Origin of the sequence: Rhodococcoides navarretei, assembly GCF_038069675.1 — a bacterium.
Classification (GTDB): domain Bacteria; phylum Actinomycetota; class Actinomycetes; order Mycobacteriales; family Mycobacteriaceae; genus Rhodococcoides; species Rhodococcoides navarretei.
Map to the genome: position 1 here is coordinate 3,530,033 of NZ_JBBPCN010000001.1, position 17,924 is coordinate 3,547,956.

Here is a 17,924-nt window from a genome sequence, read left to right on the forward strand (position 1 = left end):
GTATGTACCGGACCGTTACATGTCGGTACCCGCTTCGAGTCGATCGAACACCTTCGACTCGATTCGACACCCGGTCAATCTACAGTGCCGACCGCGCGGGGAGCGTCGGTCGTCATGCCGTCATGTCGAAAGCGGCAAGGACCTTGTTCGGGGTCACCCGAACGATCAATTCGCCCGAAACACCGTTGCGCACGCCGAACTCGGCGGCACGCTCGCGGCCCATGTACCGGGCCCCGATCTCGGTTGCGGTACGTACCAGCTCGACGGGGTCCTCATCGACCGACGCGATGCCTTGCACCTGGACGAATCCGTACGGTGGCTTTTCGAGATCGACGGTCAACACGACGCGGGGGTCACGGCGAATCGATCGGCCCTTGGCCGTGTCGGCCCCGGTGTTGAACACGATCTGTTCGCCCTCCACGACGAACCAGACGGGCGCGACCAGGGGTCTGCCGTCCGAGGCGAGATATCCGAGTTTGCCGGTGCGGGTACCCGCGGACAGGAACTCGCGTACGCGCGGATCGGTGATCGACGTCATCGCAGTGACGCTACGCGGCCCCTCCGACAACATCGATCCGCGGGCGTCGCGCCTACACCGCAGCCGCGTGAGTGAGCTCGCCCGCGCAGATCGTGGCTCTGATCTCCGTCTCGGCGAGATCGTGCACCGACCGATGAGCAGGGTGCTCGACGAGAACGGCGATGTCTGCCGCTTCCCCGACTCGGAGCGGGCCCCGGCCGCCGCACGCTGCGGGCAGCGCAACGTCGAGAGGGACGGCGTCTTCGGGACGCCACGGCGGTCGGTCGTCGTCGGTTCGGAACACCGCAGCGGCGACTCCAGCCAACGGTTCGGGTGGACTGACCGGGGCGTCGGAACCGAAGAGCAGTCTTGCGCCGCTACGGTGCAGCGAGCCGTACCCGTAGGCCACCGAGCGCCGTCCCGCCCACAAGTGCTCGGCAATATCGCGATCGGCCATCGCGTGCTGCGGCTGCACCGATGCCACGACGCCCAACGCAGCGAAACGCCCGATGTCCTCCGGCAGTATCTGTTGCGCATGCTCGATCCGACCACCGCAGCCGGCTCGCTCGAACGCATCGAGTGCGATGCTGTTCGCGCGGTCGCCGATCGCATGGATCGCAGGCACGATGCCACTGCGCGACGCCCGCGAGACGAGCTCGAACAGGCTCTCCTGGGTCTCGAGCAACAGACCGAACGCGTCGTCGCCGTCGATGCCCGGGTACCGGTCGTGGCAGCAGGCCGTTCTGGTGTTGAGCGAACCGTCGAGCATCACCTTGAGCGGTCCGCGCCTGACCAGTTCCGAGAGCGCCGAGACGTCGCCGGTCCGCTCGTCGCGCTCGATTGCCTCGTCGAGCCACTGAGGCCACACCGTCGTATCGACACGTACTGCGGGGGAACCGGCCGTCAGACGTCGATCCCAGACCGTCTTGTTGTCCGCGAACTCGAAATCCACGACGCTGGTGACTCCGCGGACCGCCAGTGCTGCGGTGGCGTCGAGTACGGCCCGATCGAGTTCGGCCGGGTCCTCCTGTTCCTCGAGTGCCATCACCGCTTCGAGGCCGTCGACATCGCGGAGCACCCCGGTGGGGTGATCGATTCCCAGATCTGCGAGCAATGCCGGGCTCAGCCACAGCGTGTGCAGGTCCATGCTCGTCATGGCCACTCGGGCACCGGGCAGTGCATTCTCGAGCAGATCCTTGTGCGGTTCCTCGGGCCACTGTGCGTCCCGGAAGCCGTTGGCGCGCACCACCGAATCGCCTGCCGTCCGCGCATAGGGGTACACCAGCGCGACGGCATCGGCCGCCGACATCGCCGGCCCGACATCGATTCGCCGACGCGCCGCAGCCCATTGCGTCAGATGTACGTGACTGTCCACGAACCCGGGCAGGGCAACCCCACCCCCACCGTCGAGCACTTCCACGCCGCTACCGCGTCGACGGCCGGCGGGGGCGATCGACTCGATCACCGAGCCGACGAGTTCGATGTCGAAGAGCACGCCGGAACCATCCAAAGCGACGTTGGCGATAATCACCCCTGGGACTCTAGAGCGTCGTCTCGGCCGACGTGCATGCCATCCTCTAGCAATGAAAACAGAGCCTGGTGCGATGCAGACAGAGCCGACCGGTCCCGTCGGATATCACGCGACCGTCACGGTGCGCTGGTCCGACATGGACGCCTTCGCGCACATCAATCATGCACGGATGGTCACCTTACTCGAGGAAGCACGCATCGAATGGCTGCTCAGCGAGGGCGAGGCCAACGAGTCTCTGATCAAGAGTGCGTTGATCGCCAACGTGACCATCGCGTACAAGAAACCGCTCCGACACTCGGACGGTCCACTCGACGTCACACTGTGGTTCGAGAAGGTGCGCGCTGTCGATTTCACCATCGGGTACGAGGTGCGCGCCGCGGGCGCGGCACCCGATTCGCCGCCCGCCGTGGTGGCGACGACCCGGATGGCGATGGTCGACATCGGTGCCGAGACCCTACGCCGCATCGCGCCGGAGGAGAAGGCCTATCTCGCGCGCTGGACTCGCTGAAACTCGGTCGCCCGGTCGACGAACCACGCCAACGCAGCCGCGTCGTCGACGGCACTCGCATCGAGAGTGCCTGCAGCAGTGGCACCTTGGAAGAGACGTTTGAGCGGTACCTCGAGCTTCTTCCCGGTTCGGGTGTGGGGTATCGCGGGCGTGGCGATGACGTCGTCGGGAACGTGTCGCGGCGACGCCTGCGTTCTGATTACGGATTCGATGCGTTCACGCAACTCGTCGGTCGCACCGCCCGGGACCACCACGAACAGGGGCATCCAGTATCCGCCGTCGGGTAGCTCGATGCCGAGCACGAGCGCCTCGGTGACCTCGTCCAGCGATTCCACGGCCTGGTAGATGTCGGCGCTGCCCATGCGAATTCCGTTGCGGTTGAGCGTCGAATCCGACCGCCCGTGGACGACGACACTGCGCCGATCCGTCACGGTGATCCAGTCGCCGTGCCGCCAGATTCCGGGATAGGTGTCGAAGTACGCGTCCCGGTAACGAGATCCGTCCGCGTCGTTCCAGAAGTACAGCGGCATGGACGGCATCGGCTCGGTGACGACCAGTTCACCGACCGTCCCCCGCACCGAGTTGCCGGCTTCGTCGAAGGCGTCGAGCGCCACGCCGAGGAACGGCACCGACAGCTCTCCGGCCCAGACCGGCGCCGTCCGCGCTCCCCCGGCGAATGCCGATACGACGTCGGTGCCGCCGGAGATGGAGAAGACCGGCACGTGGGCTCCGATGTTCTCCGACAACCAGATCGACGACGTTGCGGGCATCGCGGATCCGGTGATGCCGACGGCCCGCAGCGCCGCGAGATCGTGATCGGAGCCGGGATGAGTGTCGGCCTTCATGCACGCGAGCACGTACCCGGGACTGGTGCCGAGGTAGGTCACACCGAGCCGACCGGCGATGTCCCACAATGCATCCGGGGCCGGAAATGCCGGATTTCCGTCGGCGCAGACGATCGTGGATCCGGCCAGTAGACCGGCGACCTGGAAGTTCCACATCATCCAGCTGGGGCTGGTGTACCAGAAGAACACGTCCTCGGGCCCCAGATCGGAGTGCAGAACGACGGATTTGAGATGCTCGAGCACCACACCGCCGTGACCGTGCACGATCCCCTTCGGTAGACCCGTGGTACCCGAGGAGAACACGACCCACAGCGGGTGGTCGAAAGGCACTGCTGCCGGCGACAATTGACGGCTCTGCGCTGTTGCGTCAGCCCAACTCACTGCATTTCCCGACGCCTCCCCGACCGTCACCACCAGTCTCAGCGTCGGCAGCCCGGCCGTGAGAGCGTCGACATCGGCGGCCTTGTCTCGGAACTTCCCTCCGTAGACGTACCCGTCTGCCGTGATCAAGGCCGTGGGTTCGAGTTGGCCCAGACGGTCGAGTGCCGCCGAGGCCGAGTAGTCCTGCCCACACGCGGACCACACCGCACCCAGACTCGCGGTCGCCAGGAACGCGATCACCGCCTCGGGAACGTTGGGCAGGTATCCGACGACGCGATCGCCGCGGCCGACTCCCGCGTCGGCCAGCGAGCCCGCCAGCGCCCCCGCCTGATCGATCATTTCCTCCCACGTCACGGTCCGCGTCGAACCGTCCTCGCGGGCGTGAACGATCGCGGCGCGGCCGGGTCGCATGTGCCTGATCACCTGGTCCACGTAGTTCAACTGCGTACCCGGAAACCAGTGCGCTCCCGGCATACTGCGCTCTACGAGCACCGTCGTAGGCGTGCTGGAGGAACGGACCTCGAAGAAATCCCACACGGCCCGCCAGAACGATTCGAGTTCGATCGTCGACCACCGCCACAGCGCCTCGTAGTCCGGCAGCTCCACCTCGTGACGTTGCTCCACGAACCGCGCGAACTCGGTCACCCGAGCCTCCGCGAGATCGGCATCCGTCGGCGTCCACAGCGCACTGTCCATACACGCGAGTATGTCAGCCGAGCGATCGTCGTCAGATCAATCCGAGCGACCTCTCGCGCATTTCCACCTTGCGCACCTTGCCGGTGACCGTCATCGGGAACTCGTCGACCACGTGCACGTATCGCGGGATCTTGTAGTGCGCCAACCGTCCGTCACAGAACTCGCGCACCGCAGCCGAATCGAGCGGTGCGGCATCGTCCTTCATCCTGATCCACACCATCAGCTCCTCGCCGTACTTCGGGTCGGGCACTCCGATCACCTGCGCGTCGAGGACATCGGGATGGGTGTACAGAAACTCCTCTACCTCGCGGGGATAGATGTTCTCGCCGCCGCGAATCACCATGTCCTTGATCCGCCCGGTGATCGCCACGTAGCCGCCGGAGTCCATGACCCCGATGTCGCCGGTGTGCATCCACCCCTCGTCGTCGACGGCCTCGGCAGTCTTCTCCGGCTGCTCCCAGTAGCCGAGCATCACCGAGTAGCCGCGGGTACACAGCTCGCCGGCCTCACCGCGAGGCAGTGTGCTGCCCTCTATCGGGTCGACGATCTTGACCTCGAGATGAGGACCGACGCGTCCGACGGTCGACACCCGCTGCTCGATGGAGTCCTCGCTCCGAGTCTGCAGCGACACCGGCGACGTCTCGGTCATGCCGTAGCAGATCGACACCTCGGCCATACCCATCTGCTCGATGACCTGCTTCATCACCTCGGTGGGACACGGCGATCCGGCCATGATGCCGGTACGCAGACTGCCGAGGTCGAAGTCGTCGAAGTTCTCCAGTGCCAGTTCCGCGATGAACATCGTCGGGACTCCGTAGAGCGAGGTGCACTTCTCCGCAGCGACGGCCGTCAACGTCGCCACCGGATCGAACGAGGGACCGGGAATCACCATCGCCGCTCCGTGTGATGTGCACGCCAGATTGCCCATCACCATGCCGAAGCAGTGGTAGAACGGCACCGGAATGCACACCCGGTCCTCGGCGGTGTAGTGGCAGAGCTCCCCGACGAAGAAGCCGTTGTTGAGGATGTTGCGGTGACTGAGCGTCGCGCCCTTGGGGAAACCCGTTGTCCCCGAGGTGTACTGGATGTTGATCGGATCATCGGCACGGAGCCGCTCGGACACGTCGGCGATCATGCGTGGAGTCTTCGCCAACGCTCTGTGACCTCGATCGGTCATCGCCTCCCACTGCATGCTGCCGATGAACAGGACCTCACGCAGCGACGGCACCTCGGGGCGCACGTCGTCGATCATCGCCGCGTAGTTCGATCCCTTGAACTCCGTGGCCGACAACAACACCGACACACCGGCCTGCTCGAGCACGAACTTCAGCTCGTGGGAGCGATAGGCGGGGTTGATGTTGACCAACACGGCACCGATCTTCGCCGTCGCATACTGCGCCAGAACCCATTCCGGGCAGTTCGGAGCCCACATTCCGACGCGGTCCCCCACCTCGACACCGGCCACGAGCAAGCCTGCGGCCAGCAGATCGACATCGGCGACGAACTCGGAGTAGGTCCACCGTCGCCCCGAGCCCACATCGATCAACGCATCGTGATCGGAGTACTGCGCCGCACTGCGATCCAGATTCGCGCCGATCGTATCGTCCAGAACTGCGGTGTCCGACGCACCGGAAGAATAACTGTCCATGAACCCCACGGTAGTGACGCCGATCACGTACAGCCACCCCCGAATTGGGGGGAGGTCACTCCAGGGTGAGGACGTCCGCCGACTCGAGCGCGTCGGCTCGCGACGTATCCTTGAGCGCCACTCCGGACCGACCGAGCTTCCGGGCTCCGGCCAGAAGACCGGCCACGATCCGCGCCGACTGCTCGTACCCCTGCCCCTCCGGCGGGTGGATGTTCGAGATGCAATTGCGATCGGCGTCGGTGCACCCGGGCTTCGGCAGATGCGTCAGATAGATACCGAGACTGTCCGCGACCGACAGTCCCGGACGCTCCCCGATCAGAACCAACACCGTCCGCACACCCATCGCTGCGGCGATGTGATCACCCAGCGCCACTCGCGCCTCGGTCGCGATCACCGGAGCCGCGATCGAATAGCCATCGGAGAGTTCCGTTTTCAACGCCTCCAGCATGGCCACACCGTGATCGGACAGCGCACGCGGAGACAACCCGTCACTCAGGACGATGCCGATCTCGTCCTCCGAATGCGACACCGCCGACAGGTCCTTCGGCTGCCGGCCCAGATCCGGCCGTCGGAGATACTCCGCACGACTCGTCGCCAGCGACGTCACCACCGACGGAGATCCGAGCCCCACCTGCTCCACCCGAGCCACGAACTCCTCGACCTCGAGCGGCATGTGCACCGCATCGCGCGCTGCAGCGTGCGCCGAGCGAAACTCGAGCACGCGGGTGGTCGGCAGAGAATCACCGATGCGTCCCAACCCGATCCGAGACTGGGTCATCGCTCTCAGCTCGCCCCAGAACTCTGTTTCCGGTCGTTCCGCAGGCTCCACTCCCAAATCTGGTCGTTCCGCAGGCTCCACTCCTGCCGCTTCCGATTCACCGGTCATCGCGCACTCATCAACGCACGCAACGGTGATCCCGCGGCATCGACCTCGAGAAGTCGACCGTCGGTGTCCACCATTCCCAGTCGGGAGAGCCACGACTCGAATTCCGGTGCGGGTCGTAGACCGAGAACCTGCCGGACGTAGAGCACGTCGTGAAAGCTCAACGACTGATATCCGAGCATGACGTCGTCGGCACCCGGCACCGCGATGACGAACGCGACCCCGGCGGTGCCGAGGAGGGTCAGCAGGGTGTCCATGTCGTCCTGGTCGGCCTCGGCATGGTTGGTGTAGCAGACGTCCACGCCCATCGGCAGGCCCAGCAGCTTGCCGCAGAAGTGATCTTCCAGGCCGGCCCTGATGATTTGCTTGCCGTCGTACAGGTACTCGGGCCCGATGAATCCGACGACGGTGTTGATCAGCAGCGGCTCGAGATCGCGGGCCACCGCGTACGCACGTGTTTCGAGGGTCTGCTGATCGACGGGCCGATCGCCGGTACCGATGTGCGCGCCCGCCGACAACGCCGAACCCTGCCCTGTTTCGAGATACATGACGTTGTTCCCGACGGTTCCGCGGTGCAGTGATCGGCCGGCCTCGTTGGCTTCCCGAAGCAGCGGAATGTTCACTCCGAAGCTCGAATTGGCCCCTTCGGTGCCCGCGATGGATTGGAACACCAGATCCACCGGAACGCCCTTGTCGATCAGTTCCATGGTCGTCGTCACGTGCGAGAGTACGCACGATTGGGTGGGAATCTCGAAGCGCTGCCGAATGTCGTCGAGCAGATGCAGCAGGTCGGCCGTCGCCTGCGGTGAGTCGGTCGCGGGGTTGATCCCGATCACCGCGTCGCCCGATCCGAGGAGCAACCCGTCGAGCGTGGCCGCGGCGATTCCGCGTGGGTCGTCCGTCGGATGATTGGGCTGGAGCCGAGTGGTGAGGGTTCCGGGAAGTCCTATCGTCGTTCGGAAGGCCGACGTCACCTGCACGGCTCGCGACACTGCGATCAGATCCTGGTTTCGCATGATCTTGCTGACCGCTGCCACCATCTCCGGAGTCAGACCGGCGGCCACCGACCGCAACGTCGCCGCCGCGTCCGGCCTCGCCGTGACCTGGAGGAGCCAGTCCCGCAGGCCGCCGACGGTCAGGTGCGACACCGCTCCGAAGGCGATGCGGTCGTGTGAATCGATGATGAGCCGCGTGACTTCGTCGCTCTCGTACGGAACGAGCAGATCGTGCAGGAAGACGTCGAGCGAGACCTCCGACAATGCCCACTGGGCTGCCGCACGCTCGGCGTCAGATTCGGCTGCGCAGCCGGCCAATTCGTCGCCCGATCGAAGCGGGGTCGCCTTGGCCATCAGGTCCACCAGCCCATCGAAGGTGTAGGTGGTGCCCGAGACCTGCTGGGTGTAGATCGTCATTCCAGCTCGGCCTCGGCCTTGGCCAGCGCAGCGAACTCCTCGTCCGGCGAGTTCGCGACGAGATGATGCCTGCTGTAGATGCCGAAGTAGGCCATGAACGCGACGAACACGCCCAGGCACCACAGTGCCGCGGTGGAGTCGACGACGAACGTGGCGACAACAGCGAGCGCTGCGACGATCAACGCGAATCCGGTGGTCACGACGCCGCCGGGGGTTCGGTACGGGCGTTCCATGTTCGGCTCCTTGCGACGGAGCACGATGTGGCTGACCATCATCAGAACGTAGCTCAGCGCCGCACCGAACACGGCCATGTTGAGCAACATTGCGCCCTGCCCGGTCAGTGAGAGCAGGAAGCCGATGACGCCCGGGACGATCAGTGCGAGCGTCGGGGCCTTGCGCGAGTTGGTGATGGACAGGGTCTTCGGCAGGTATCCGGCACGCGAGAGCGCGAAGAGCTGGCGCGAGTACGCGTACATGATCGAGAAGAAGGACGCGACCAGTCCGGCCAGGCCGATGTAGTTGACGATCTTGCTGGCGGTTCCGTCACCGAGGGCTTCCACCAACGGATTTCCCGATTCCTTGACGGCGTCGGCACCGCCTGCGCCGGTCACCAGGATTAGCACGACGGCACCGGTGACGAGCAGTACGCCCATGGCGGCGATGATGCCGCGCGGCACGTTCTTGGTCGGATCCTTGGCCTCTTCTGCGGCCAGCGGAACACCTTCGATTGCGAGGAAGAACCAGATGGCGAACGGGACAGCAGCCCAGATGCCGAGGTAGCCGAACGGCAGGAATCCCGAAGCTCCGGCTGCGTCGGTGGGCGCGATGTCGGTCAGGTTGCTCGCGTCGAATTGTCCGATGGCGGCGATGGCGAACACGACGAGTCCGACCAAGGCGATCGCGGTGATGACGAACATGATCTTGAGGGCTTCGCCTGCGCCGGAGAGATGAATTCCGATGAACACCGCATAGACCACCAGGTAGACCCACCACCCGTCGGTGATGCCGAACAGTCCGAGCGATTCGACGTAGGCACCGATGAACGTCGCGATCGCCGCGGGAGCGATGGCATACTCGATGAGAATCGCTGTGCCGGTGGCGAATCCGCCCCACGGTCCGAGAGCGCGGCGGGCGAAGGTGTAGCCACCGCCCGCGGCGGGCAGCGCAGACGACATCTCGGCCATACCGAGAACCATGGCAAGGTACATGCCCGCGATGATGATCGCCGCGATGAGCAGACCACCGAAGCCACCCTCGGCGAGACCGAAATTCCAGCCGGAGTAGTCGCCGGAGATGACGTAGCTGACTCCGAGGCCCGCCAGCAGGACCCAGCCTGCCGTCCCCTTCTTCAGAGTTCGCTTGGCCAGGTAGTCACCGCCCTCGAAGTGCGACTGAGTGCCCTCGTAAGAGCCGGATTTCGAATGAGAAGACTGGGGGTCTACCACGGACATTGCAAGCCTCTCGTAGCCAGAACGCTCGGAACGACGGTCACGCCCGAGGGACGATTCACAACACGTGTGGCGCGCGAATCGATTCACGATAGGCCCGCGATGTAAGCGGGGCGTCATCGATGAATGACGGGCGAATTACGGCTGGTGCAGGACGGCGTTGACATCACCGATGTCGCCCTCGTCCGGTTCTGCGACTGTCAGTACTGCGTCCACCACAGCTCTGTTGGTTTCCAACTCACGCTCCAGCCGCCGGAGCGTGTGCGCGATGCGTGACTCTGCGAAGTCACCGACGAGATCGACACTCGCCACCACGTAGATCTGTTTGGGACCGACGAACTCGATGCGTACGAATCTGACCGACGCTACCTCGGGGAGCCCTTCGATCCGCTGCACCACCGCGTTCCATAATGCTCTCGAACCCGGTTCGCCGGTGAGGAATCGGCGGTTTCGATCGATCAGAACGAAGGCGACGATTCCGAGCAGTATGCCCACGAGGATGGACCCGATGGCGTCGAAGGCGGCGTTACCGGTCAGCTGATGCAAGCCGATTCCGGCACCGGCGATCACGATGCCGATCAGTGCCGCGCTGTCCTCGGCGAACACCGCGCGCAGCGTCGGATCCGAGGTCTCGAGGGCGTAGTCGAGAAAGTCTCTGTGGTATTCGGCTGCTTCACCGCGAATCTGCCGAACCGATTGCAGAAACGACACTCCCTCGAGCAGAAACGCGATCGCGAGCACCACGTAGGCGACGAGGTAGTTCTCGCTGCTCGATTCACCGGCGAGCAATGAGGTGATGCCGTGCCACACCGACACGGCCGCACCCGCCACGAACAGTCCGATCGCGGCGAGAGTCGACCAGAAGTACGTTTCGCGCCCGTACCCGAGTGGCCGTCGATCGTCGGGACCGCGCGAACCCCGGCGATTGGCCACGAGCAGAAAGATCTCGTTGCCGGTATCGGCCCAGGAGTGCGCGGCCTCGGCGACCATCGATGCCGACCCGGTGAACACGGCCGCGAACGTTTTGGCGATCGCGACACCGAGATTGGCGACGAACGCGATCACCACGGTGCGCACGCTTTCGCCGCCCTCGGCCGCGCCGGACTTCGGTGAGCTCTTCATCTTTCGCACTGTATGCGCTCCGCGCAGTGGTGCGGTTGTGTGCCACCAGGGGCACACGGGAGTGGAGCCCACGGAGCGACCCGGAAAGCGGAGCCGCGCCACTGCGGCTTAGCCGCACTCAGCCCTGGAGCATCCCCGGGACAGGACACGCGTCGACGGCCTCGGCGACCACGAGCGGATCGTCCGGCACCGGCGGGCGCCGACCTTCCTCCCAATCGACGCCGACGAGCGGTGGATACGCGGCAAGAAGCTCGTTCTCTTCCGGGGTGTACGCGCGCCCTCGACTGAGGAAGCGGACTCCCTCGGGGGATTCGAGCGAAAACCCGCCGCCCCGGCCGGGTACCACGTCGAGCACGAGTTGTGTGTGCTTCCAGGCCTGGAACTGAGAACCCGAAATCCACACCGGCACACCATCGATACCGTCGGGGAGGTCGTGCGGAACCTCGCCCACCCCGAGCCGGAGGTCGATGTACCCGAGGAGCACGTCACGGTCTCCGACGATGAATTCCCCTGCTGGATAACACATCGGCGACGACCCGTCACAGCATCCGCCGGACTGATGCATCATCAGTTCGCCGTGGATACCGCCGAGGCGACGGAGGAGATCCATCGCCCCGGCGGTGGTCTTCAGCCGCGCGGGCGGCCGAGCATTCTCCATCAGAAGAAGCCCTGTGCCTTCTGGGCGTAGCTCACCAGCAAGTTCTTGGTCTGCTGGTAATGGTCGAGCATCATCTTGTGGTTCTCGCGGCCGATACCGGACTGCTTGTAGCCACCGAACGCGGCGTGCGCGGGGTACTGGTGGTACGTGTTGGTCCACACGCGACCGGCCTGAATATCGCGGCCGGCGCGGTAGGCGATGCCGCCGTCGCGAGACCAGACGCCTGCGCCGAGACCGTACAGGGTGTCGTTGGCGATCTCGATGGCGTTGTCGTAGTCGGTGAACGACGTGACCGAGACGACCGGCCCGAAGATTTCTTCCTGGAAGATGCGCATGTTGTTCTTGCCGGTGAAGATGGTGGGCTGCATGTAGTAGCCGCCGTTGAGGTCGCCGCCGAGCTGCGCACGCTCGCCGCCGGTGACGACCTGCGCGCCTTCGCCCTTGCCGATCTCGATGTACGAGAGGATCTTCTCGAGCTGATCGTTCGATGCCTGCGCACCGATCATCGTATCGGTGTCGAGCGGATCTCCCTGTCGCACAGCCTTGGTGCGGATGGCAGCGAGGGCGAGGAACTCGTCGAAGATGTCCGCCTGGATCAGCGAGCGCGACGGGCAGGTGCAGACTTCACCCTGGTTGAGGGCGAACATCGTGAAGCCTTCGAGGGCCTTGTCCTGGTAGTCGTCGTTGGCCTGCAGCACGTCGGAGAAGAAGACGTTGGGGCTCTTGCCGCCGAGTTCCAGCGTCACCGGAATCAGGTTCTGCGACGCGTACTGCATGATCAGGCGGCCGGTGGTGGTCTCGCCGGTGAACGCGATCTTGGAAATACGCGGGCTCGATGCCAGCGGCTTGCCTGCCTCGACGCCGAATCCGTTGACGATGTTGAGCACACCGGCGGGCAGCAGGTCACCGATGATCGAGATCAGGTGCAGGATCGACGCGGGAGTCTGCTCCGCGGGCTTGAGCACAACGGCATTGCCGGCTGCGAGAGCGGGGGCCAGCTTCCAGACGGCCATGAGGATCGGGAAGTTCCACGGAATGATCTGCCCGACGACTCCGAGCGGCTCGTGGAAGTGGTAGGCCACTGTGTCGCTGTCGATTTCGGACAGCGAGCCCTCCTGCGCGCGGATGCAGCCGGCGAAGTACCGGAAGTGATCGATGGCCAGCGGGATGTCGGCGTTGAGGGTTTCGCGAATCGGCTTGCCGTTGTCCCAGGATTCCGCGAGGGCGATCGACTCGAGGTTCTCGGCAATGCGGTCGGCGATCTTGTTGAGGATCACGGCGCGCTCGGCAGCGGAGGTCTTGCCCCATGCGGGGGCTGCGGCGTGTGCGGCGTCGAGCGCGAGCTCGATGTCCTCGGACGTGGAGCGGGCGACCTCGCAGAAGTTCTCACCGGTGACGGGAGTCGGGTTCTCGAAGTACTGACCCTTGACCGGCGGTACCCACTCGCCGCCGATCCAATTGTCGTAGCGCGACTGGAACGACATGATGGAATCGGCGGTACCTGGACGGGCGTAGACGGACATTGAAAATCCTCCTGATCGACACGTGCTTCACAGTTGATGCGGTGTGTGATTCAGGACACTAGGCGGTGCAACGTTGCAACTAGGTTGCTTACGCCCGACCGGACGGTCCTCGGATCCTGCAGTCAGATTCCGAGATCGCGGTCGAGCAGATCGATACGCGCGCTGACCTGCCCGTAGAGCGCGGAATCTCTGCTCAGGGTGGACCGGTAGGCCTCCCACGCGACCACATCCGAGCGACCGTGAATGGACGATGTCCACTGGGCCAGCAGCACCGGATCCCCGAGTCGGAGCAGCGCTGCCTGCATTCGAGACCGCAGTTCCTCGCGGATCTCCTCGATACCGGGCGCGGACGATCCGGGTAGCACCGGGCCGGAGTAGATCCGAAGGGCGGCGTCGACGTCGCCGCGATCGAGGGCGCGGCGAATATCGCCGACGTCGGAGGACAACTCTCCGACCAGACGGTAGGGGCGCGACGCCAGGCCTGCGGTTCCGAATGTCTTACGCAGTCTCGACATCTCGGCGCGGATGGTCACGGAGTCGAGCTCGTGCTCGTCGAGCAGCACGGCGAGGTGGTCGGAACTGAGGCCCTCGGGATGCTCACCGAGCAGAAGCAGGATCTCCGCGTGTCGTTGAGAGAGCGGTATCCGGCCGGAACTCCGCACCAATCCGGGCCGACCCGATCCGAGAACTTCGAGCCGGGGAGCTGTGTCGCCCAACGATTTCGGTGAATTCATCAAATGCAACCGCAACTCGGATTCGGCCGCGGCGACGGTGGCACGGACCAGCGAGAGCACCTCGGGTACCGCAACGCGCGGGCCACCGGTGATGTCGATGGCTCCCAGAATGTGGCCACTGGTGGGGTGGTGCACCGGGGCCGCCGAACAGCTCCACTCGTGCACCGAACGCGAGAAGTGCTCGGACGCAAAGATCTGCACGCTGTGGTCGACCGCGAGCGCGGTACCCGGGGCATTGGTGCCCTTGCTCTCCTCGCTCCAGTCGACCCCCTCGGCGAAGTCCATCGTGAGCGCTCGGTCCTTCGCCGCGGAATCACCCTCGACCCACAGCAGCCGGCCCTCGGCGTCGGAGATGGCGACGAGCAATCCGGTGTCCGACGCGTCCTCGACCAGCAGCTTGCGGATGACCGGCCGGATGATGGACATCGGATGCCCGTTGCGGTAGCGCTCGAGATCCGGCCCGGTCAACGCAGGAGTGTCGTTCCCGCCGTCGGGATCGACGCCCTTGGTGCGACTGCGCATCCACGAATCGAGCACAACCGAGCGAACCGTCGAACCGTGAGTACGAATGTCGTCGACGAAAGACTGATGAGCACTGGACATTTGGCGCGCGAGCACAGCGATGTCCTCGCCGGGGCGCACTGCGACCCAGGGGTTGCCGCCACTGTCCGATCGGCTTGCCATTCGACGCTTCCTCCGTGACCTGTCCACATCGCTGTAACCCAGCTCACAAGCAAGGATACAGCCGGGGCCGACGGAACGGCGGTGGCCGGTCCCGCCGTCCGCGAGCGCCTACTTCTTCTTGACTGCCGAGGTGATGATGTCGTTGCTGGTGTCACCGCTCGACTTGGCCCGCTTGTCGGCGCGCTTGTCCTTGAGTGATTTGCCGGATTTCTTGGTCATCGTGTTGCGGGGCGATTTGTCCGACATAGCAGTAACCCATCTATTGGGGAACCTGAACGGTCCCCAGACCACGAACGCTACGCCTTCACACGGCTGCGGTGGTCAACTCCTGCACACCGCCTCATTCCGCAGGCTCCACTCCCATCCACCGGGTCATTCCGCAGGCTCCACTCCCATCAGCGCCACGGCACGCTCCGCGAACATGATGGCCGTCGCATGCGGGCCGCGACTGGGCACCACCGGGAACGCCGAGGTATCGACCACGAAGACTCCGTCCACCCCGCGCACGCGGCAGTGGTCGTCGAGCACCGACTCCGGATCGGACTCGGGCCCCATCTTGGCGCTACCGGACATGTGCAGCGACGTGCCGAGTGCCGCGAGAGGGTCGTCGATCGCGGGCACTTCGACCTCGACCGCCATGGACGGCGATGCGAGCAACTCGCGCGCCAGTTCGACGCCACCTCGCATCGCCCGCCGGTCACCGTCGGATTCGAGATAGCGGTATCTCACGTCCGGGGCCTCGAACGGATCCGTGCTGCGCAGCGTGATGCTCCCTCGCGCCGTCGAGCGCATGAGGCCGACCCCGAACACGTGCGGCACACGCGAGAGACCGGAGATCAGTTGGTCGAACCTCCTGGTGTACGGCCTGATTTCCACCTCGCCCGCATGCAGAACCGCCTCCAGCGCAGGCGATGGCGTCGACCGATCGTTCTTCGTCACGAAGGGAACGGCAACCTCGGGATGATCGCTGAAACCGTGACCTACTCCCGGACTGTCGGCGATGACCGAAATACCAAGCGCAGCAGATCCTTCGGACGGTCCTATGCCGGATCGAAGCAACAGAGCGGGGGTGTGCACCGCACCCGCCGAGACGACGACGGTGTCCGACTCGACGACTCTGCGTACGCCGTCGACGATGATCTCGACCCCGATCACCCTGTTGCCCTTGAACATCAACGACGCCACCGTCGAATTACCCTGCACTCGTAGGTTCTTTCGTCCCGCGACCGGCAAAAGATAAGCCAGAGCGGCACTTACGCGTGTCCCGTCGACGACGTTCGACGGAACGATGCCCACTCCCCCGGCGGCAGCGTCCGGAGAGTTCATGTCCTCACGGAATCGAAAGCCCGCGTTCGTGGCCGAATCCACGAATGCCGCCGTCAGGGGATGTCGATCCTGCATCGGAGCGCGCGAGACCGGCATCGGCCCGCGGGTGCCGTGCCACCGCCCCCTCGCTCCGGCGTCGAGGTCGGTTTCGGAGCCGATGTAGAACGGCAGGACCTGATCGAAAGACCACGCCGACTGCGGCCAGGCGTCGAAGTCGCCAGGCGTGGCGCGGATGAAGTAGCCGCCGTTCACTGCTCCGGAGCCTCCCAGGACCCGACCTCGCGCAATCGTCCGTGAGACACCCGCCGCGAGTTCGGCCGGATAGGTTCCCACCCATTCGCTGCCGGGGCCGATGGGAAGCGTCGACGCGTCGAGCAAGGCCGCCGGGATATCGGCGACGCCGGAGAATGCCGGTCCGGCTTCGAGCAACAGCACCGACCGATCGGGATTCTCGCTGAGCCGTGCGGCGACGACGCAGCCGCAGGAGCCACCGCCGACGACGATGACGTCGGCGAACTCGGTGGGGTTCACACCGTCGACGAGGCCGACCGGGATCGCACCACGTCAGCCGTCGAGTCGAGGCTTGAGCGCGTCCAGGCTGCGAGCTGCCAGTGCGCCGCGCCACAGCCCCGCGCCGTAGGCAACGTCGTCGGCTCGCTTGTAGAAGGCATACCGAACGGGATCGAGGCCGCCGAGTTCACGGTGCTTGTACCAATCCGAGAATGCCTCTGCCACAGCCAATCCGAGCGCGATTTTTCGTATGCGGCTCGACAGCAGCACGGCGAGCAGGGTGATCGGCCAATAGTGCCGACACAGAGCCGACGCCAGTTGCCACAAACCAGCCACGAAACCCTCTGCCGCCAGAATGGCCGCGATGCGAGTGGGCTGATCCAGACCGACGAACATTCTGCGAAGACGGACGATCGTCACGCCGAGCGTGGCGGCCGCGCCGACGAGCCCGAGCCGCGTCAGACTGGCGGCAAGCAGGCAGGCGACCAACGTCCACGGAGACATGGCGATCGGCGGCACCATTCCCGGATGCCGAGCGGACAACGGTGTGGCACCGGTCCCGTAGAACAGCTTGCGCGCGAACCACTCGCCGAAGGTGACGCGATGCTCGTGCGCGACGTGGGCGACGGGCTCGTACCGCAGCCGCCACCCGGCCTCCTGCAATCGCCAGCACAGGTCCACGTCCTCGGCCACGTGCATCGACTCGTCGAATCCGTCGCAGTCCATCGCCACGGACCGGCGGATCAGCATCGCGGCGCTGGGGACGTACGAGACCGAGCTACCGGCCCGGACCGCCGCTTCCTTGCGGCCCAGGTCGAGCGACGAGCGAGCGTGTTCGTACCGGGCGAGAGCACTGCCCTCGGGCTCGAGGGCGACGATGCGCGGTGCCACCAGAGCAACCGCCGGATCCGAGAAGTGACCCAGCATCACCTCGAGCCACCCCTTACGCGGGACGACGTCCGAATCCAAGAATGCCACGAAACCTGTTGTTGCACAGCGCAAGCCAGTGTTTCGCGCCGCAGCCGGCCCGCGTGAGTGCTCGTGCCGCAACACCGTCACACTGCCCACGCTCCACGAGATCTGCGGCACGGCGACCGGGACGTCGGACCCGTCGTCGACGATGATCACGTGCAATCCGTGCAGCGCCGCGATCAGTCGCTCCAGCCCTGCCTCGTTGTTCTTGAGCGGTACGACGACGGTGACGTCCGACGGCGACGGGATCGACATCGGCCGCGGGTTCCCGACCCCGGAGTCCAGCAGCTTGCGCGCCACGAGAGCGGACTGCGAATCCGTCACTTCGATGAATCCGTCGCCGATCATCGCCGCAGCGGTCGGTGCGAGCTTGAGCATGCGTGTCGGTGAACCACCGATCAGGACGCGTCCTTCGGAGAAAGTGCGTACGCGTGGATCGACTCGCACCCCGAAGCCGTCAGGCAACCGACCTTCACCCATCAGGAGATCGTAAGCGGACAAGCCGCCGGAGTGTCGGCCACCCGAG

The 17,924-nt window shown here is 65.2% G+C and carries 15 protein-coding genes; 1 reads left to right on the forward strand and 14 read right to left on the reverse strand.

Annotation, left to right across the window (positions count from 1 at the left end):
- Positions 1 to 112: 112 nt before the first annotated feature.
- Both AABD04_RS16485 and AABD04_RS16490 read right to left on the reverse strand, forming a co-directional pair.
- Positions 113 to 538: a PPOX class F420-dependent oxidoreductase gene (locus AABD04_RS16485; protein ID WP_341441817.1), complete on the reverse strand. Its 426-nt coding sequence runs from the start codon at positions 536 to 538 to the stop codon at positions 113 to 115.
- Positions 539 to 590: 52 nt separating this feature from the next.
- Positions 591 to 2,048 (reverse strand): amidohydrolase, encoded by a 1,458-nt coding sequence (locus AABD04_RS16490; RefSeq protein WP_341441818.1) that lies wholly within the window; start codon positions 2,046 to 2,048, stop codon positions 591 to 593.
- Between the two features lie 73 nt (positions 2,049 to 2,121).
- On the opposite strand from AABD04_RS16490, the gene AABD04_RS16495 reads away from it, so the two are divergent.
- Positions 2,122 to 2,556: an acyl-CoA thioesterase gene (locus tag AABD04_RS16495; RefSeq protein ID WP_243594714.1), complete on the forward strand. Its 435-nt coding sequence runs from the start codon at positions 2,122 to 2,124 to the stop codon at positions 2,554 to 2,556.
- On the opposite strand, the gene AABD04_RS16500 is transcribed toward AABD04_RS16495, so the two are convergent.
- The 12 genes from AABD04_RS16500 to mftF form a co-directional block, all read right to left on the reverse strand.
- Positions 2,532 to 4,478, reverse strand: a complete 1,947-nt coding sequence (locus AABD04_RS16500) for an acetoacetate--CoA ligase (RefSeq protein ID WP_341441819.1) — start codon at positions 4,476 to 4,478, stop codon at positions 2,532 to 2,534. The two genes, AABD04_RS16495 and AABD04_RS16500, sit on opposite strands and share 25 nt — an antisense overlap.
- A gap of 31 nt (positions 4,479 to 4,509) precedes the next feature.
- The gene (locus AABD04_RS16505) at positions 4,510 to 6,126 is read right to left on the reverse strand and encodes an AMP-binding protein (RefSeq protein ID WP_341441820.1); all 1,617 of its coding nucleotides are present in this window, start codon (positions 6,124 to 6,126) and stop codon (positions 4,510 to 4,512) included.
- Positions 6,127 to 6,181: 55 nt separating this feature from the next.
- On the reverse strand, positions 6,182 to 7,012 hold the full coding sequence (gene eutC, locus AABD04_RS16510; RefSeq protein ID WP_423228163.1) for an ethanolamine ammonia-lyase subunit EutC: 831 nt from the start codon (positions 7,010 to 7,012) through the stop codon (positions 6,182 to 6,184).
- A complete protein-coding gene (locus AABD04_RS16515) occupies positions 7,009 to 8,421 on the reverse strand; it encodes an ethanolamine ammonia-lyase subunit EutB (RefSeq protein ID WP_341441821.1) in 1,413 nt (470 codons plus the stop codon). Before AABD04_RS16515 ends, eutC begins: the two co-directional genes overlap by 4 nt.
- Complete coding sequence (gene eat, locus AABD04_RS16520) at positions 8,418 to 9,872, reverse strand: ethanolamine permease (RefSeq protein ID WP_341441822.1); 1,455 nt, start codon at positions 9,870 to 9,872, stop codon at positions 8,418 to 8,420. Before eat ends, AABD04_RS16515 begins: the two co-directional genes overlap by 4 nt.
- Positions 9,873 to 10,007: 135 nt before the next feature.
- Positions 10,008 to 10,991, reverse strand: a complete 984-nt coding sequence (locus AABD04_RS16525; RefSeq protein ID WP_341441823.1) for a cation diffusion facilitator family transporter — start codon at positions 10,989 to 10,991, stop codon at positions 10,008 to 10,010.
- Between the two features lie 118 nt (positions 10,992 to 11,109).
- Entirely contained in the window at positions 11,110 to 11,649 is a 540-nt protein-coding gene (locus AABD04_RS16530) for a DUF779 domain-containing protein (RefSeq protein ID WP_341441824.1), read from the reverse strand.
- On the reverse strand, positions 11,649 to 13,172 hold the full coding sequence (gene adh / locus AABD04_RS16535) for an aldehyde dehydrogenase (protein WP_341441826.1): 1,524 nt from the start codon (positions 13,170 to 13,172) through the stop codon (positions 11,649 to 11,651). Before adh ends, AABD04_RS16530 begins: the two co-directional genes overlap by 1 nt.
- A 122-nt stretch (positions 13,173 to 13,294) precedes the next feature.
- The gene (locus AABD04_RS16540) at positions 13,295 to 14,590 is read right to left on the reverse strand and encodes a sigma-54-dependent transcriptional regulator family protein (RefSeq protein WP_243597268.1); all 1,296 of its coding nucleotides are present in this window, start codon (positions 14,588 to 14,590) and stop codon (positions 13,295 to 13,297) included.
- A 108-nt stretch (positions 14,591 to 14,698) separates the two neighbouring features.
- The gene (locus AABD04_RS16545) at positions 14,699 to 14,836 is read right to left on the reverse strand and encodes a hypothetical protein (RefSeq protein WP_167326762.1); all 138 of its coding nucleotides are present in this window, start codon (positions 14,834 to 14,836) and stop codon (positions 14,699 to 14,701) included.
- Positions 14,837 to 14,962: 126 nt separating this feature from the next.
- A complete protein-coding gene (gene mftG / locus AABD04_RS16550) occupies positions 14,963 to 16,447 on the reverse strand; it encodes a mycofactocin dehydrogenase MftG (protein WP_341441827.1) in 1,485 nt (494 codons plus the stop codon).
- Between the two features lie 33 nt (positions 16,448 to 16,480).
- Positions 16,481 to 17,878 carry a mycofactocin biosynthesis glycosyltransferase MftF gene (mftF, locus tag AABD04_RS16555; protein ID WP_341441828.1) on the reverse strand — a complete coding sequence of 466 codons (1,398 nt, stop codon included), beginning with the start codon at positions 17,876 to 17,878 and terminating at the stop codon, positions 16,481 to 16,483.
- Between the last annotated feature and the right edge of the window lie 46 nt (positions 17,879 to 17,924).

Excerpts from the sequence above, each read along its gene's own strand:
- AABD04_RS16505 (WP_341441820.1), bottom strand. The coding sequence starts at position 6,126 with ATGGACAGTTATTCTTCCGGTGCGTCGGACACCGCAGTTCTGGACGAT.
- AABD04_RS16525 (WP_341441823.1), bottom strand. The coding sequence starts at position 10,991 with ATGAAGAGCTCACCGAAGTCCGGCGCGGCCGAGGGCGGCGAAAGCGTG.
- AABD04_RS16540 (WP_243597268.1), bottom strand. The coding sequence starts at position 14,590 with ATGGCAAGCCGATCGGACAGTGGCGGCAACCCCTGGGTCGCAGTGCGC.
- AABD04_RS16500 (WP_341441819.1), bottom strand. The coding sequence starts at position 4,478 with ATGGACAGTGCGCTGTGGACGCCGACGGATGCCGATCTCGCGGAGGCT.
- mftF (WP_341441828.1), bottom strand. The coding sequence starts at position 17,878 with ATGGGTGAAGGTCGGTTGCCTGACGGCTTCGGGGTGCGAGTCGATCCA.
- AABD04_RS16530 (WP_341441824.1), bottom strand. The coding sequence starts at position 11,649 with ATGGAGAATGCTCGGCCGCCCGCGCGGCTGAAGACCACCGCCGGGGCG.
- AABD04_RS16515 (WP_341441821.1), bottom strand. The coding sequence starts at position 8,421 with ATGACGATCTACACCCAGCAGGTCTCGGGCACCACCTACACCTTCGAT.
- AABD04_RS16545 (WP_167326762.1), bottom strand. The coding sequence starts at position 14,836 with ATGTCGGACAAATCGCCCCGCAACACGATGACCAAGAAATCCGGCAAA.
- adh (WP_341441826.1), bottom strand. The coding sequence starts at position 13,172 with ATGTCCGTCTACGCCCGTCCAGGTACCGCCGATTCCATCATGTCGTTC.
- eutC (WP_423228163.1), bottom strand. The coding sequence starts at position 7,012 with ATGACCGGTGAATCGGAAGCGGCAGGAGTGGAGCCTGCGGAACGACCA.
- eat (WP_341441822.1), bottom strand. The coding sequence starts at position 9,872 with ATGTCCGTGGTAGACCCCCAGTCTTCTCATTCGAAATCCGGCTCTTAC.
- AABD04_RS16495 (WP_243594714.1), top strand. The coding sequence starts at position 2,122 with ATGCAGACAGAGCCGACCGGTCCCGTCGGATATCACGCGACCGTCACG.
- AABD04_RS16485 (WP_341441817.1), bottom strand. The coding sequence starts at position 538 with ATGACGTCGATCACCGATCCGCGCGTACGCGAGTTCCTGTCCGCGGGT.